Origin of the sequence: Streptomyces crystallinus (genome assembly GCF_039521265.1) — a bacterium.
GTDB lineage: Bacteria > Actinomycetota > Actinomycetes > Streptomycetales > Streptomycetaceae > Streptomyces > Streptomyces crystallinus.
Genome location: NZ_BAAACA010000038.1, coordinates 66,839 through 80,881 on the forward strand (window position 1 = coordinate 66,839; position 14,043 = coordinate 80,881).

Here is a 14,043-nt window from a genome sequence, read left to right on the forward strand (position 1 = left end):
TCAGGAACGGGCGGCGGACACCGGGTCGGTGGCCTGTGCCTTCAGCGGGGTACGGACGGGGACGGCGAGCAGTGGCACGGCCAGGCACGCGGCGACGGCGGCGAGCGCGAGCCCGGCCCGCACGCCGTCGCCGTCCCCGGCCAGGCCCCACGCGGCGGTGGCCAGGGCAGGTCCCAGGGTGAAGCCGAGGCTGCGGGCGAGCTGGACGGCCGAGCCGACGGTGGCCGCCCGCTCGGGCGCGGCGGCGCCCATGACGAGCGCCTGGGTGGGGCCGCCGTTCAGGCCCATGCCGAGACCCGCGAGCGCCAGGCGCCAGGCGACGTCGGGCGGGGACCAGGTGTCGCCGAGGGGGACGAGCAGGAGGAGACCGGCGGCGGTGAGCACGGCGCCGGCGGTGGCGACGGGCCGGGCGCCGTATTTGTCGGCGAGGCGTCCGCCGAGTGGGCCGGCGAGTCCCATGCCGAGGGGGAAGGCGAGCACGGTCAGGCCGGTGGAGGTGGCGCTGACGCCGTCGTCGCGCTGGAGGTGCAGTGCGACCACGTAGTGCATGGCGGCGAAACCGGCCGCCAGCGCCAGCACGGCGCCGTGCGCCCGGTACAGGCCCGAGGCGCGCAGGGCCCCGGTCACCGGGCGCCCGCCGGGCCCGCGCAGCCACCACCACAGGGGCCCCGCGGCGGCGGGCGCGGCGAGCAGCCACCACGAGCCGTGCGAGGCGGCGAGGGTGAGGGTGACCAGGAGGACGCTCACGCCCGTGCCCACCAGGAGCGCGTCGGCGGCCGAGCGCCGGTCGGGGGCGCGCAGCCGCCCGTCCCTGGGCATCGCCTTCCAGGCAACCGCCAGGGCCAGTACGCAGACGGGGAGTTTGACGAGGAACACCGCGCGCCAGCCCAGCTGGTCCAGGAGCAGTCCGCCCAGCGCGGGCCCGGTGACCGCGCCGAGCGGGCCGAGGGTGGCGGGCACGCTCATGGCGCGGCCGCGCAGCTCGGGCCGTACCGAGCGCATCGCGAGGACGGGCATCAGGACGAACAGGACGGCCCCGAACGCGCCCTGCCCCAGCCGGGCGGCGATCAGCCAGGCCGCCCACGGGGAGAGCGCGGCCAGCGCGCTGCACACCGCGAACCCGCAGGTCGCGGTCAGCAGCGCGGGCCGCGGGCCGACCCCGTCGAGCCAGCGGCCGACGGGCAGCAGCAGGGCGACGACGGGCAGTTGGTAGCCGAGGACCGCCCACTGGGCGGTGGCGGCCGAGACGTGCAGCGAGGAGGAGATGTCGGCGAGCGCCACGTTCACGATGTTCATGTCGAGCATCGCGACGAAGGAGAGCAGCCCGGCGACGGCGACGAGGGACCAGCGGTCGACGGGGGGCGCCTCGGCGCCCGGGGTGCGGCTCATATCCGTACCTCCTCGGCGGCGTCCGGGGCCGTGCCCGCGTCGGCGTCCGCGGAGGTGTGCGCATCCGCCGAGGTGCCCGTGTCCGCCGTCGCCCGATGGTCGAACGCGATCAGCGGATCCCCGGTCAGCGGGTGGTCCACCACCGCCGCCCGCACCCCGAACACCTCCGCCATCAGCGCGGGCGTGAGCACCTCGCGCGGGGTGCCGGAGGCGACGACGTGCCCGGCGTGCAGGACGTGGAGGCGGTCGCAGACGGAGGCGGCGGCGTTGAGGTCGTGCAGCGAGACGAAGGTCGTACGGCGCCGGTCGCGCAGCAGGGCGAGGAGTTCGACCTGGTGGCGCACGTCGAGGTGGTTGGTCGGCTCGTCCAGGACGAGGACGTCCGGCTGCTGGGCGAAGGCCCGCGCGAGCAGCACGCGCTGGCGCTCGCCGCCGGACAGCTCGGTGAAGCGGCGCCCCGCGTGGCCGGCCATGCCGACGTCGCCGAGGGCGCGCGCCACGATGTCCGCGTCGGTGGCGTCCTCGGCGGCGAAGGCCCGCTTGTAGGGGGTGCGGCCCATGGCGACGACCTCGCGCACGCTCAGCTCGAAGTCGCCGCCCCGCTCCTGCGGCAGCGCGGCCACGTGCCGGGCCGCCTGGACGGGGCTCAGCTGGCGCAGATCGGTGCCGGACAGCAGCACCCGCCCGGCGGCGGGCCTGAGATGCCGGTAGACGGTACGCAGCAGGGTCGACTTGCCGCTGCCGTTCGGCCCGACCAGTCCCGTGATCTCGCCCTCGGCGGCGAACAGGTGCGCCCCGGCGACGACGGTACGGCCGCCGTAGGCGACGTGCAGGTCCTCGATGTCGATTCTCAACTGCCGCTCCCCAGCCGCCGGTCCAGCAGATACAGCAGCGCCGGAGCGCCGATCAGTGAGGTGACGACGCCGACGGGCAGCTCCTGCGCGTCCATCGCCGTACGGCACACGGTGTCCACGACCACCAGCAGCAGCGCGCCCAGCAGCGCCGAGAGCGGCAGCAGCCTGCGGTGGTCGCCGCCGACGAGGAGGCGGCACACGTGCGGCACCATCAGCCCCACGAAGGCGATCGCCCCCGAGACGGCCACCAGGACACCGGTCAGGACGCTGGTGACGAGGAACAGCTCGCGCCGCAGCCGTACGACGTCGATGCCGAGCCCGGCCGCCGTCTCGTCGCCCATGAGCAGGGCGTTCAGGCCCCGGGCGCGGGCCTGGAGGGCCAGCAGCGCGAGCGGGACGGCGATGGCGGGCACCGCGAGCAGCGACCAGGTGGCGCCGCTGAGACTGCCCATCAGCCAGAACAGCACACTGCGGGTCTGCTGTTCGTCCCCGGCCTGAAGGACGAGATAGCTGGTGAAGCCGGACAGGAACTGCCCGATGGCGACCCCGGCGAGGACCAGCCGCAGCGGAGCGAACCCGCCGCCGCGGCGGGCCACCGCCCACACCAGCGCGAAGGTGGCCAGCGCCCCCGCGAAGGCGGCGCCGGAGAGCCCGAGCCCGAGCGCGCCGCCCGCCCCGGCGCCCAGCACGATGGCGGCGACGGCGCCCAGCGAGGCGCCGTTGGAGATGCCGAGCAGATACGGGTCGGCGAGCGGATTGCGTACGAGGGCCTGCACGGCCGTACCGACGACACCGAGCCCGGCGCCGACGAACGCGGCCAGCAGCGCGCGCGGTACCCGCAGCTGCCACACGATCAGGTCGTCGGTGCCCGGCCGGGGCGCCTCCCCCGACAGCCTGCGCCCCACCACACCCCACACCTCGCCGGGCGCGATGGAGGTGGAACCGAAGGACACGGCGGCGGTGAGGGCGGCGAGCAGGGCGACGGTGAGGACGGCGGCGAGGGCGGGGGCGGACAGGGCGCGCTTGCGCGTACCGGAGTCGGGGGCGCGCTCGCGCGACGAGACGACGGACACCACGACGGCTCAGCCGACCTTGCCGGGGTAGATCGTCTTGGCGATGTCGCGAACGGTGTCGGCGTTGGACACACCGGCGATGGTGGTCCGCTCGGAGCCGATCCGTACGAAGTGGCCTTCCTTGACGGCCTTCAGGCCCTTGGTGGCCGGGTTGTCCTTCAGCCACTTCTCGGCCTCGTCGAACGCGGCCTTGTTGGCGGCCTCGCCGCCCCGGTCGCGTACGCCGAGCTGGATCCAGTTGGGGTTCTTGGCGATGACGTCCTCCCACCCGACCTGCTTGAAGTCGCCGTCGCAGTCGCCGAAGGCGTTGCGGGCACCGGCGAGGGTGATCACGGCGTGGGCGACCTGCCGGTTGCAGACGACGGAGGGCTGCTTGGTGCCGGCGTCGTAGTCGAAGAAGAAGTACGTGGGCCGGGCGTTCTGGGGGGTCGACCCGATGGCCGACGTGACGCCGTCCACGGTCCGCTTCATCCCCGCGACCAGTTCCTTCGCCTCCCCCGAGGTGCCGGTGACGGCGCCGAGCGAGGTGATGTCGTCCTGGACGGCGGAGAGATCGGTGACCGGGCTCTTGCGGTTGGCGGCGCAGGCGGTGGACTTCAGGAAGACGTGCTTGATCCCGGCGGCCTTGAACTCGGCCTCGGTGGGCGCGTCACCCATCCCGCCGCCCATGCCGCCCATCGAGGCAAAGGTGTCGATGTAGAGATCCGCGCCGGAGCCGAGCAGCTTCTCCTTGGCGATGACCGTCTTGCCCAGCACCTTCACCTGCTGCGCCCTGGCGTCCAGTTCGGCGGGCAGGGTGCCCTTGCCGGGCGGGAAGCCGGTGCCGATGACCTTGTCCCCGGCGCCGAGCCGCAGCAGGAGTTCGAGCGCGGCCGCGTTACTGGTGACGATCTTCTTCGGGGCAGCGGCGAAGGTGGTCCTGGCGCCCATGCAGTCGGTGACGGACACGGGGAACCCACCGGCGGACACGGCGGCCCCGGCGACCGCGTCCTTGTCCTTGCCGTCCTTGCTCCCGGCGTCCTTGTCCCCATCGCCGCAGCCCGCCACCAGGAGGCCGAGCACCACGGCCGTCGTCGGCCACCACACGCGAGAACGCATCGAAACTCTCCAGGTCCACTTGGTACGCGGACGGACCTCTGCCGCCCGGTTCCAGTAGTCGGGGCGCATTGCGGATGAGTTCCCGGCATCTGTGATCTTCGGCTGGAGCGGGGGTTCCTCCCTGCGGAGGTCGGCCGATGCGCTTACGCGAGAGCGGTACGCTGCCGTCCATGGCTGACGCCTTCGTCACCGGTGGCGAGCATCCTTCGTGCGGCATCTGCCCCTCGCGCCGATACCCGATCGGTGAGTTCGACGTGTTCGAGCGGCCGTCGGCGGAAGCACCGTTCAGTCCTGTCGACGGCCACCGGTATACGACGGCCGGCGTCCCAGTGTGTGTGCACCCGCACAAGGTGGGGCTGCCGCCGGGCCGGTACAAGACCGACGGCATCCCGTTCACGGTGGAGCTGAAGCTGCCGGACAGTCCGGCTGGCCTCGACGCGTATCTGTACGAGGTGATGCACAGCGCAGCGCCCGGCGTGCTGGAAGTGCTCATCGAGCAAGCTGCCGAGGAGATTCCCCGGGTGTTCCCGCAGGTGGACGTGGTCCAGGTGCTGCGCCGTGCGCTCAACTAGCTGGCCGTGGCGAAGCCGGGTGTGAAGCGGCGGCCCCCGTCGAGGATGCCGACGGGTTCGTACTTCGCCATGACGGCCGCCCTGCGCTTGGCGGTCTCGTCCTTGCCGAACCAGTACCGCTCGTTCATCGGCCCCCACGCGGCCCGGTAGACCTGGTGGGTGTAGTCGCCGTGGTCCCACGCGCCGATGGCCTCGCGGTCGGTGGCGTGGACGAACTTGATGCCGGTCCGGTCCTGGATGCGGGACAAGACCGTGAACTGTGCGGCGAGCGCGTGGATCATCTCGTCGACGGGGATGGCCACGGGGACTTCCGCGGCCTCCTCGTCGCCCTCGGTCATCTCGTAGACGGCGGACTTGATCGCCATGGCGCGCACGGCTTCGGGGAACAGGGGCTCGGTGTCGTGCGCGATGTCGAATCCGTCGACGAGGGCGTAGCCCATGAAGCTGGTCCAGTCCTCGTCGTACTTCGCGCACGCGGTGCGCAGCCGGTCGTACTCCGGGTCGGCCTCGATGGTGCTCAGGATCTGGCGGGCTCGCTCCGCGACCCGTTCTGGGGTCGGTCGTACTAGCGTTACGGACACTGCTGCACTCTCCTTCGGTTGGGTGCATCGGTGGGCCCGCCCGTCTGCCGACCGCCGTCATACGGGGCAGACGGGCGGGGGCTCATGGGGTGTGCCACGCGGCCTGCCGGGGGCCATGTCGTGCCGTCTGGAGCTACGCAGTACGGCGAGGGAGACGGCGGACAGGGCGTACCGGGCCATGTCGTCGTGGCAGCCGAGGGTGTAGATCCTGTACGCGGTGACCTCGCACCAGTAGATGTCACGCACGGCAGTCGTCCTCCGCCTGCCCCTGGGCCTGGTCCGGCTCGCAGGCCGCTGCGAGATCCCGGGCAAGCACGGAGGCCGCCGCTTGGATCTTGGGGACCACTGCCTCCAGCCACTCGCACTCCGCCGCGCACCGCCGCTCGTGTGCCGCGATGTGTCTGCGCAGCTCTCCCCAGGGGCTTGTCCTCACCGCTCCGCCCCCTTCGCGATGGTGTGTGCGAGCTGTCGGACGACGGCCGGGTGGGCGTTGCCCAGTTCGACCAGGACCGTCTGGTTGGCTCCGCGGGGTTCATCGATGCCCAGGGAAGGGAGGGTGATGTTGGCGGCGCACAGTGATCGCCGTAGATCCTTCAACGCCTCCTCCGCGACGGCCCACGGATCTCCGGCATCCGGCATGGTCAGTGGGGGAGGGCCAAGGACCTCGATCAGCCGGTGCGCCACGTCGTCGCGTACCGGCTCCACGTCCACGTACGCCCGTCCCCCTATCGGGGCAGCCGCACCCATAGGGATGTAGAAGCCCCGGGCCAGGAAGGCCAGGTGCAGCTCCTCGGCGAGTTGCGCCCCGATGCGTCGCGCTTCGCTGTGCGTGTCCACGGTGCCCCAGCTCCGTTTCCGTTGCGGTCTCTGCTTCCTCTACGCAACCGCGTGACCACACACGGCGGTACCGTTGCCGCAACGTGGGGACTTGAAAGCCTTGAAAGTCCTTGAGAGCGCGGGGAGTTGATGGTCATGGCGACGCGCACGCCGAACGCGGCTCTGGCCCGCTTGCTCACCGAGACCCGCTGGACGCAACGCCAGTTCGCACGGGCCGTGAACCGCATCGGCCCGGAGACCGGCACCCCGCTGCGCTACGAGGAATCCGCGGTGAGCCACTGGCTCGACGGCACCATGCCGCGCCCAGCGGTTCGCTCCTGCCTCCTCGAAGCCCTGTCGCGGCGGCTCGGGCGCCCGGTCACCCACGCTGAAGCGGGCCTGCCGCTCCCCTCCGGTCATTCCCCCACCGCCACGGATACCGTGGAAGGGATGATCGACCTGGGGAGGCTCGACATGGACCCGTCACGCCGAAGCGTCCTGGGCGCCGGCCTCTTCTCCGTCGCGCTCACCATCCCCGGCTGGCCCGACGTCATCGGCCGTGCCGAAGCCGTCCAGAGCGGCCGTGCCTCGCGGATCGGTATGAACGAGGTGGACATGGTGGTCGCCATGACCGAACGCGTCTCGGAGCTGGACGACCAGTTCGGCGGACGTCACGCACGGCCCATGGCGGCCTCGTTCATGGTCAACACGGTCGCCGCGTACCTGCGGGCCGACGCCCCGGAGAACGTCCGGCAAGCCATGCTGTCGGCGGCTTCGGACCTGCTGTACCTCACCGGCTACATGGCCGTGGACGAGGGCCTGCACGGGCTCGCCCAGCGCTACTACATCAAAGCCCTGGAACTGGCGGGCGCCGCAGAGGACCACCTGACCTACTGCACGACTCTGCGGGGCATGAGCGTGCAGGCCGTGGACCTGGGGCACGGGGCCAAGGCGATGGAGCTGGCCGATGCCGCTGCCGCCGCCTCCCCCAAGGCCGGGCCTCGGATGCGGGCCTTCCTCGCCGGGCAGCAGGCGCACACATCGGCGCAGACCGGCGACCGCACCAGCGCCCTCCGGTACATGCACGAGGCGGAAGCCGCCATGGACCGCGCCGAGTCACGCAGCAAGGCGTTCGGCTCCTACGACCCTTCCTCGCTGAACTACCACGTCAGCCAAGTCCGCTACGAACTCGGCGACGTACACGGCTCCATCGAAGCCATGCAACAGTCCGACCAGCTTCGCTACGGCATCTACCGGCGTGCTCGCGTCCGCCACCGCGCCACCCTCGCCGAACGCCAATTGGAAGTCGGCCACCTGGAAGCAGCCTGCGCAACATGGCACCAGGCACTCGACGACTACCCCATGGTCCAGTCCGGCCGCGCCGACGACCGCATCAAGACCATGTTCAGCCTGATCCGCCCCCACCTGAAGAACACTGCCGCCCGCGACCTCTACCAACGAGCCCGCACGATCGCCCCGCCCGCACTCGTCGGCCAGCCCGGGTAACGCGGCACCGACCCTTGATGAGCCCTCGCCGCCCCCAGGCCCAGGACCAACGCCGTGCCCGCCACCGCGTTGTTGGCGTCCTGTTAGTGCCCTGTTGGGGACGGCTGTGACGATGGTCGACGGGTCGGCGACCACCCGACCTGACCACTCGACAACGCTCGACAACGGGGGACACATGAAAATTCTCAGGACCGCGCTGATGACGGCCTCGGCCCTCGCCATGGCCGCCGGGATGACGCTCTCGACCTCGTCGGCGGCCTCGGCCACGTCGACGAACGAGTTCGTCAACCAGAACGGCAACCACTGCCTGGCCATCGACATGTCGAAGGAGTACCAGGTCCTCGGCATCCTGTGGACCTGCAACCACAACCCCGACCAGCAGTGGCGGGTCGCCGAGCGCAAGGGCAGCGACGGCGGCGGTGCCTACTACGAGATCAAGAACGGCTACGGCCAGTGCCTCGGCACCTGGCAGGGCGCGACCGGCAACGGCACCACCGTCGTCGGCTGGGACTGCAACGGCAACCCGGACCAGCAGTGGTACATCGACACCGTCTCCAGCGACCCGCGCTACTCCTCGATCCGCAGCCACGCGGCCTGGGCCAACGGCGACGGCAACAAGTGCCTGGCCCAGTACAACGGCAGCGGTGACGGCGCGCCGGTCGTCATCTGGGACTGCAACGGTCACAGCGACCAGCACTGGATGCGGGTCGGCTGACGTACGCGACGGTGAGCGGGTGGGCGGGCGGCGGCCCGCTCACCCGCTCAGCCGCCCGGCAGGTGCGCAGCACACGGGCCGGGGAGAACGCCGCCGGTGAGCGGCCCCGGGGGAGAACGGCGACGCTTGACGAGAATCGTCAAATTACGTAGCCCACCTGCGTGAACTCCGGCACGATGGTCCCCATGAGCGTGATCATCGACGTCGCCGGACTGCCCCCTGAGCGCCTCGTGTTCAGCCCGGCGCCGCTCGCCGAGCTGTGTACGGCGCTGCACGCGCTGGCCGAGCCGGGGCACCACCCCGGGCTGCACGGGTGGACGACCGCGACCAACGCCGCGCTCAAGCCGGACCTCGCGGACCGGCTGTGCGAGGCGGACTTCTTGTGGACCACCTCGTTCTCCGACATCGCGCTGCCGTTCGCCGCGCTGCCCGACACCCACGGCCGCCCCGGCGCCACCCTCGCCGAGGACCTGGACCAGCTGGACCGGCTCGACGACGACGTGTTCGTGGACGCGGCGCTGGAGATCTCGTGCACCAGCCAGTACGGGCGCGGCGGCCCCTCCCCGCTCAGCGACGACCGGGCCCGGGCGCACGCCCTGGAGCGCGCGGCGGCCCGTGGCCCGCGCCAACGGGAGTTCGCCACCCGCCTCATCGAGGACCCGCCGGCCGTGCGGGCCTGGATCCGCCGCCTCTTCGAGGACTGCGCGGAGGCGTTCTTCGACGACGTGTGGCAGCGCGTACGGGTCGAGCTCGCCGCCGACGCACGGCACAAGACGCAGGTGCTGCGTCACAAGGGCCTGGCGGAGGCGCTCGCGGAGGTCTCGCCCGCGCTGTCCCTGGAGGGCGACGGCTCCCGTATCAGCGTGGACAAGTTGTCCAGCGGCCGGACGACCGCGCTGGACACGGCAGTCGGCGCGGGCGTCACCTTCGTCCCGTCCTCGCTCGGCTGGCCCCACCTGTGGGTGCTGCACGCACCGCGCTGGCGCCCGGTGATCCACTACCCGGCGGTGGCCCCGTCCCTGCCGGGCCCGGGCTCGCTGGACGTCCTGGAACTGCGGATGGAGGCCCTCTCCCACCCGATGCGCATCCGGATGTGCCGCTATCTGGCCCGCTCGGCGTACACCACGACGGAGCTGGCGGCGGCGCACGACATCAGCGCGCCGGAGGTGTCCCGGCACATCGCGTCCCTGAAGAAGGCGGGCCTGATCGTCACGCGCCGGCGCGGCCGGTACGCGTACCACCAGCTGGACCTGTCGGTGGTGGCGCGCCTGGGCAGCGACTTCATCGAGGGCGTGCTGCGCTGAGGTCCGTGGGGTGATGGGCGGTGGGTTCCCGCTGCGGGAGAGCGTGACCATCCGCGTCCCCGGCCACCCCGACCGCGAGATCCGGCTGGAGCGGCCCGGCCCCCGGCCATGTCCCAGGAGACGGCCGCCCAGATCCGCGAACCGGTCACCAAGGGCGCCACCGGCGGCTGGTAAAGGAGTAACGGACCGGGCCGGACCGGGGATCGAGGCCAGGAACTGACCTCATTGGTACGTAACGTGGGTGTTGCAAGGGGGAAGGCACAAGGCCTCCCCGCGCACACCCCGAGGGCGGACATCATGGTCACTCACGTACCGGCAGAGGCCCGTGGCGACGAGCGCGGCGCGCTCCTGGCCTTCGTCGAGGCCCAGCGCGGCGGCCTGCGGCGCACCCTGCTCGGCCTCACCGAGGAACAGGCCGCGAGCCGCCCCAGCGCCAGCGAACTCTCCCTGTCCGGCCTGCTCAAGCACGTGGCCGAGTGCGAACTCATCTGGCTCCGCCTGGCCCAGCAGCGCCCCAACGAGAGGCAGCGCGACGAGTCGACGTGGCAGGAGAGCTTCGTCCTGGTCGGCGACGAGACGGTCCCGCAGATGCTGGCGTTCTGGGACGGCGTCGCGGCCGAGACCGAGGAGTTCATCCGCACGGTCCCGTCCCTGGACGACACCTTCCCGCTGCCGCCCGCCCCCTGGTTCCCCAAGGACGGCCAGGTCTCGATGCGTTGGTTCCTCCTCCACCTGATCGAGGAGTTCGGGCGGCACGCGGGGCATGCGGACATTGTGCGGGAGTCGTTGGATGGAAAGACGGCGTTTGAGTTGGTGGCGTTGGCGAACGGGTAGTACCGGCCGGGACTGACCGTACGATCGTGCGCGGGGGGCCACTTCCCGCGCGCCGGGGCGAATCGACGTGGAGGAGCCCGGGGCGCTCAACTAGCCGGCGGGCTCGGGGTGGGAATGCAGCGCACGGCTGCCCAACGTCCTCGTCGGCTGACCCGCAGCATCACAGAGCCCCCGCGCTCGTACCCTTCGGGGCGGCGGGCGCGGGGGCTATCTGTGCATCCAGGGTGGCCAACTGAGGGTGGAGCAGTCAGAAACCCATCCCAGACAGCTTGGACAACCTCAACAGTTGCTGCCGTCCCCGCATCGGCGCAGCAACCCGGATAGTGCCCTCGCCCCCCAATTCGGCACGAGGGGCGGGGGCGCCCTCTTGCCCGCCCCGACACAGAGGAAGCCCTGTTGCCCGCACGACACGACATCGACAGCGAACGCGAACTCTGGGACACCTTCGCGGAAAGCACCAAAGACAAGGTGTTCGAAGCCGAACCCGTCTTCTGCTGGACGCAGTACGCCGGGCACGGGCTCGGTGCCGAACTGCTGGGAGATCCGGCAACCGTGCTGGGGATCGGGTGCGGAACGGGGCGAGCGCTCGCCTACCTCGCGCAGCGGGGAGTGAAGGCAACGGGGGTGGACCTCTCGCCCGTCATGGTCGCGAACACCACTGAACGGTGGGGGCCGTTGGGGGCGCGGTTCATCTGCGCCGAAGTGCTGGACCACCTGAGCACCGCCACGGACACGTACGACGCCATTTACTCGATCTTCGGAGCCGTGTGGTTCACCGACCCGGCAAAGCTGCTCCCGCTGATCGCCGAGCGGCTGAATCCCGGCGGGGTCCTGGCGTTCTCCCACCCCCCGGCCATTCCCGGCGCGTACGGGCCGCAAGGCATGTACAAGGGAGGCTTCGCAGGGAAGGCGATGTTCACCTACCGCTACAGCTACACGCCTCGTAAATGGCAGAACCTGTTGCTGAAGGCCGGCTTCACCGACGTCGACGCGACGGTTGTCGATGCCCCTGAGCCTGGTCACATCGGCACGTTGATCGTGCGCGCCACTGTGTGAAGTGAACCTGCCCTGCCCCTCTTGCCTGCCGTGCCAGAGGGGCAGGTCACGCGTTCGGAGCCGCTCGTGCCCATCGGCGCTCCAGGCACTCGGCATCGACGAGCTTCACGGGGACGGCTTCGAGGTATACGGGGACGGGATCGGGGCCGGGGCCAGCGGTGCCGCGCCATCCAAAACAGCGGGTTCGGTCGGATTTTCGGCTAACCTGTCTGCCTCGGTTCCTGGGGGAGTGAATCCGACGCGGCACACCGCGACGCTCGGGGTGGCGCCACCGAGTGAGAGGACGGCGGATCCGTGACAGTCGAGTACAGCCTCACCGACGCCGAACACCTCCCGTACGTCAGGCACGGCCTGCTGGAGGTGCACCGGGAGGTGTGGGGCGACGCTCAGGCGGACACCTTCGACACCCGCCTGACGGAGGCGGCCGCCAAGCCCGGCTGGACGGCGGCCATCGGCTACGAGAACGGCCGTGCCGTCGGCTACTGCCACGGTTTCTCACTCGCGGCGGACACCGACTGGTGGTCCGGCCTCATCGTGCCGCTCCCGAAGTACGTCACCTGGGAGACCGGGCAGCGGACGGCCGTCCTGGGCGAGATAGCCGTACGCGAGCCCTGGCGCGGCAGCGGCGTCGCCGCCCAACTCCACGAGGTGTGGCTGTCGCTGCGCCCGGAGGAGCGCGTGACGCTGCTGGTGGACTCGGAGTTGGGTGACGGGGCGCTTCAGGCGGCGTGCGAGGCGTGGGGGTACCGGCGGGTCGCCGATCGGCGGGAGCGGCGCGCGTCCACGGTCTATACGGCGATGATCCGGCCGGTGCGGCGGCCTTGATGGGCGGGCTGGGCCCGGGGGCCCCAAGATGTGCGGTTATCGGCGGGCGGAGAGGCAAGGCAGCCACTGCCCTGCGGTGTTCCAGCGTGAACTTGGCCGGATTTCTGCGCCCGCGCCGCCTACCGGCCGGAATTCGCCGTGCAATTGAGAGCCTTCTCGGCGCACTCCCTGCACTGCCGAAATGGGCAACGCGTCGTTCGCCATTCCTGTACGTTCCTGGAAACCCCGGACGGCCGTTCCGTATCCCGATGGTGTTTCATCCTGAGGGGTGGGTCATCGATTGACAGCGGGAAGGCAATCTCCGGTATTACGCTACCTGGAATTTATCACTCGACTCTATGGCTCTGGGGGAGAGCACGTGAATCGTCAGGTCATCCAGCAGGTAATGCGGGCTCGCCGGGAGGCACTTGGGCCCGAGGAGGCGGGGCTGCCCTCGCGCCCCGCCACGGGCCGACGCGGACCACGGGTCAAGGGGCTGAGTCAGACGGACGTCGACTTCCTGATGCGGAAGGCCTTCGGCACGTACCAGAAGGTCGAGTCGGGAGCTCTGCGACCGACGCCGACGTACCTCTTGGAGCTGGCCCGGGCGCTCAGGTTCACGGACAGCGAGTACATCTATGTGCACCTGGAGTACTTCGGGTCGGAGCCGTCCGTGCCGCTCTGTCCGGCCGGCGAAACGGACGTCCCGCCCTCCTGGCAACAGGTGTTGGACGGGCAACGCGAGATGGCGTACATCACGGACTTCCGTTACAACCTGCGCCTGTACAACCAGCCGTTCGCGCAGATGTTCCTGCGCGGGGAGCCGCCGGAGAACACCCTGGCCTGGATGCTGCTGGACCGGGAGGCACGCGACATCACGTTGATGGACTGGGAGAACGCGTGGCTGCCCACTGTAGTCCCGGCGCTGCGGGCTTCCCTGGCCGCCCACCCCGAGGACTCGGCCCTCCTGGGCATCCGTACCGAGCTCATGGAAGAGCCCCTGTTGCGGCGTCAGTACCAGGAGAGCGGCTGCACGAAGATCCACCCGGACGGCGACCGGCGGCCGCTGCGCCACGCGATCCGCGGCGAGGGCCAGGTCACCATGATGCTCTCCCAGTTCCTCGGCTCATCGGGGGCGCGCTATATGACCCTCCTGTTCGAGCCGGACCGGCCGGACATATGACGTGGCGCCCGGCATGCCGTCGACTGTTGTGAGACGTAGGCCGTCATCCATAAGGCCGGATCGGCCGGCGCTGGTGCGGCGATGGGCGCCGCACCAGCGGGTGGGAGCCGGCCCGCGATCTCACCAGGGGATGGCACCCGAGTGCTGGAAAGAAACCAGGAACCAGATGATCAACGGGATGAGGATCAGGAGCACGAGACACCCCAGTGCCTGTGCCCAGGGTGCGGTATGGCCTCGTGGTTCATGTGGCACTCTGCA

At 70.9% G+C, this 14,043-nt stretch carries 15 protein-coding genes and 1 pseudogene; 9 read left to right on the plus strand and 7 right to left on the minus strand.

Annotated elements, in window-relative coordinates:
- The 4 genes from ABD236_RS26520 to ABD236_RS26535 all read right to left on the minus strand — a co-directional run bounded on the left by ABD236_RS26520 (position 1) and on the right by ABD236_RS26535 (position 4,414).
- Entirely contained in the window at positions 1 to 1,389 is a 1,389-nt protein-coding gene (locus ABD236_RS26520; RefSeq protein ID WP_344077672.1) for an MFS transporter, read from the minus strand.
- Positions 1,386 to 2,243, minus strand: coding sequence for an ABC transporter ATP-binding protein (locus tag ABD236_RS26525; RefSeq protein ID WP_344077674.1), 858 nt, complete (start codon positions 2,241 to 2,243; stop codon positions 1,386 to 1,388). Before ABD236_RS26525 ends, ABD236_RS26520 begins: the two co-directional genes overlap by 4 nt.
- Entirely contained in the window at positions 2,240 to 3,259 is a 1,020-nt protein-coding gene (locus ABD236_RS26530) for a FecCD family ABC transporter permease (protein ID WP_344077996.1), read from the minus strand. The genes ABD236_RS26525 and ABD236_RS26530 overlap by 4 nt, the downstream gene beginning before the upstream one ends.
- Positions 3,260 to 3,325: 66 nt before the next feature.
- Entirely contained in the window at positions 3,326 to 4,414 is a 1,089-nt protein-coding gene (locus tag ABD236_RS26535; protein ID WP_344077676.1) for an ABC transporter substrate-binding protein, read from the minus strand.
- 170 nt (positions 4,415 to 4,584) lie between these two features.
- Between ABD236_RS26535 and ABD236_RS26540 the strand changes: the two genes are divergently transcribed.
- Complete coding sequence (locus ABD236_RS26540) at positions 4,585 to 4,986, plus strand: hypothetical protein (protein WP_344077678.1); 402 nt, start codon at positions 4,585 to 4,587, stop codon at positions 4,984 to 4,986.
- Here ABD236_RS26540 and ABD236_RS26545 read toward each other — a convergent pair.
- From ABD236_RS26545 to ABD236_RS26555, 3 genes are all read right to left on the minus strand, one after another.
- Entirely contained in the window at positions 4,983 to 5,567 is a 585-nt protein-coding gene (locus tag ABD236_RS26545; RefSeq protein WP_344077681.1) for a hypothetical protein, read from the minus strand. The two genes, ABD236_RS26540 and ABD236_RS26545, sit on opposite strands and share 4 nt — an antisense overlap.
- A gap of 57 nt (positions 5,568 to 5,624) precedes the next feature.
- The gene (locus ABD236_RS26550) at positions 5,625 to 5,813 is read right to left on the minus strand and encodes a hypothetical protein (protein WP_344077683.1); all 189 of its coding nucleotides are present in this window, start codon (positions 5,811 to 5,813) and stop codon (positions 5,625 to 5,627) included.
- 183 nt (positions 5,814 to 5,996) lie between these two features.
- A complete protein-coding gene (locus ABD236_RS26555) occupies positions 5,997 to 6,404 on the minus strand; it encodes a hypothetical protein (RefSeq protein ID WP_344077685.1) in 408 nt (135 codons plus the stop codon).
- Positions 6,405 to 6,539: 135 nt separating this feature from the next.
- Between ABD236_RS26555 and ABD236_RS26560 the strand changes: the two genes are divergently transcribed.
- The 8 genes and pseudogenes from ABD236_RS26560 to ABD236_RS26595 all read left to right on the plus strand — a co-directional run bounded on the left by ABD236_RS26560 (position 6,540) and on the right by ABD236_RS26595 (position 13,785).
- Positions 6,540 to 7,889: an NsdA family TPR-like regulatory protein gene (locus ABD236_RS26560; RefSeq protein ID WP_344077687.1), complete on the plus strand. Its 1,350-nt coding sequence runs from the start codon at positions 6,540 to 6,542 to the stop codon at positions 7,887 to 7,889.
- Between the two features lie 175 nt (positions 7,890 to 8,064).
- The gene (locus ABD236_RS26565) at positions 8,065 to 8,604 is read left to right on the plus strand and encodes an RICIN domain-containing protein (protein WP_344077690.1); all 540 of its coding nucleotides are present in this window, start codon (positions 8,065 to 8,067) and stop codon (positions 8,602 to 8,604) included.
- A gap of 185 nt (positions 8,605 to 8,789) precedes the next feature.
- Complete coding sequence (locus tag ABD236_RS26570) at positions 8,790 to 9,908, plus strand: DUF5937 family protein (RefSeq protein ID WP_344077692.1); 1,119 nt, start codon at positions 8,790 to 8,792, stop codon at positions 9,906 to 9,908.
- Between the two features lie 43 nt (positions 9,909 to 9,951).
- Positions 9,952 to 10,079, plus strand: a pseudogene (locus ABD236_RS26575) (VOC family protein); the annotation flags it as partial.
- A 126-nt stretch (positions 10,080 to 10,205) separates the two neighbouring features.
- Positions 10,206 to 10,742, plus strand: coding sequence for a DinB family protein (locus ABD236_RS26580; RefSeq protein WP_344077694.1), 537 nt, complete (start codon positions 10,206 to 10,208; stop codon positions 10,740 to 10,742).
- 396 nt (positions 10,743 to 11,138) lie between these two features.
- Positions 11,139 to 11,798, plus strand: a complete 660-nt coding sequence (locus ABD236_RS26585; protein ID WP_344077696.1) for a class I SAM-dependent DNA methyltransferase — start codon at positions 11,139 to 11,141, stop codon at positions 11,796 to 11,798.
- Positions 11,799 to 12,092: 294 nt separating this feature from the next.
- Positions 12,093 to 12,623, plus strand: a complete 531-nt coding sequence (locus tag ABD236_RS26590; protein ID WP_344077698.1) for a GNAT family N-acetyltransferase — start codon at positions 12,093 to 12,095, stop codon at positions 12,621 to 12,623.
- 358 nt (positions 12,624 to 12,981) lie between these two features.
- Complete coding sequence (locus ABD236_RS26595; protein WP_344077700.1) at positions 12,982 to 13,785, plus strand: MmyB family transcriptional regulator; 804 nt, start codon at positions 12,982 to 12,984, stop codon at positions 13,783 to 13,785.
- Positions 13,786 to 14,043 lie beyond the last annotated feature (258 nt).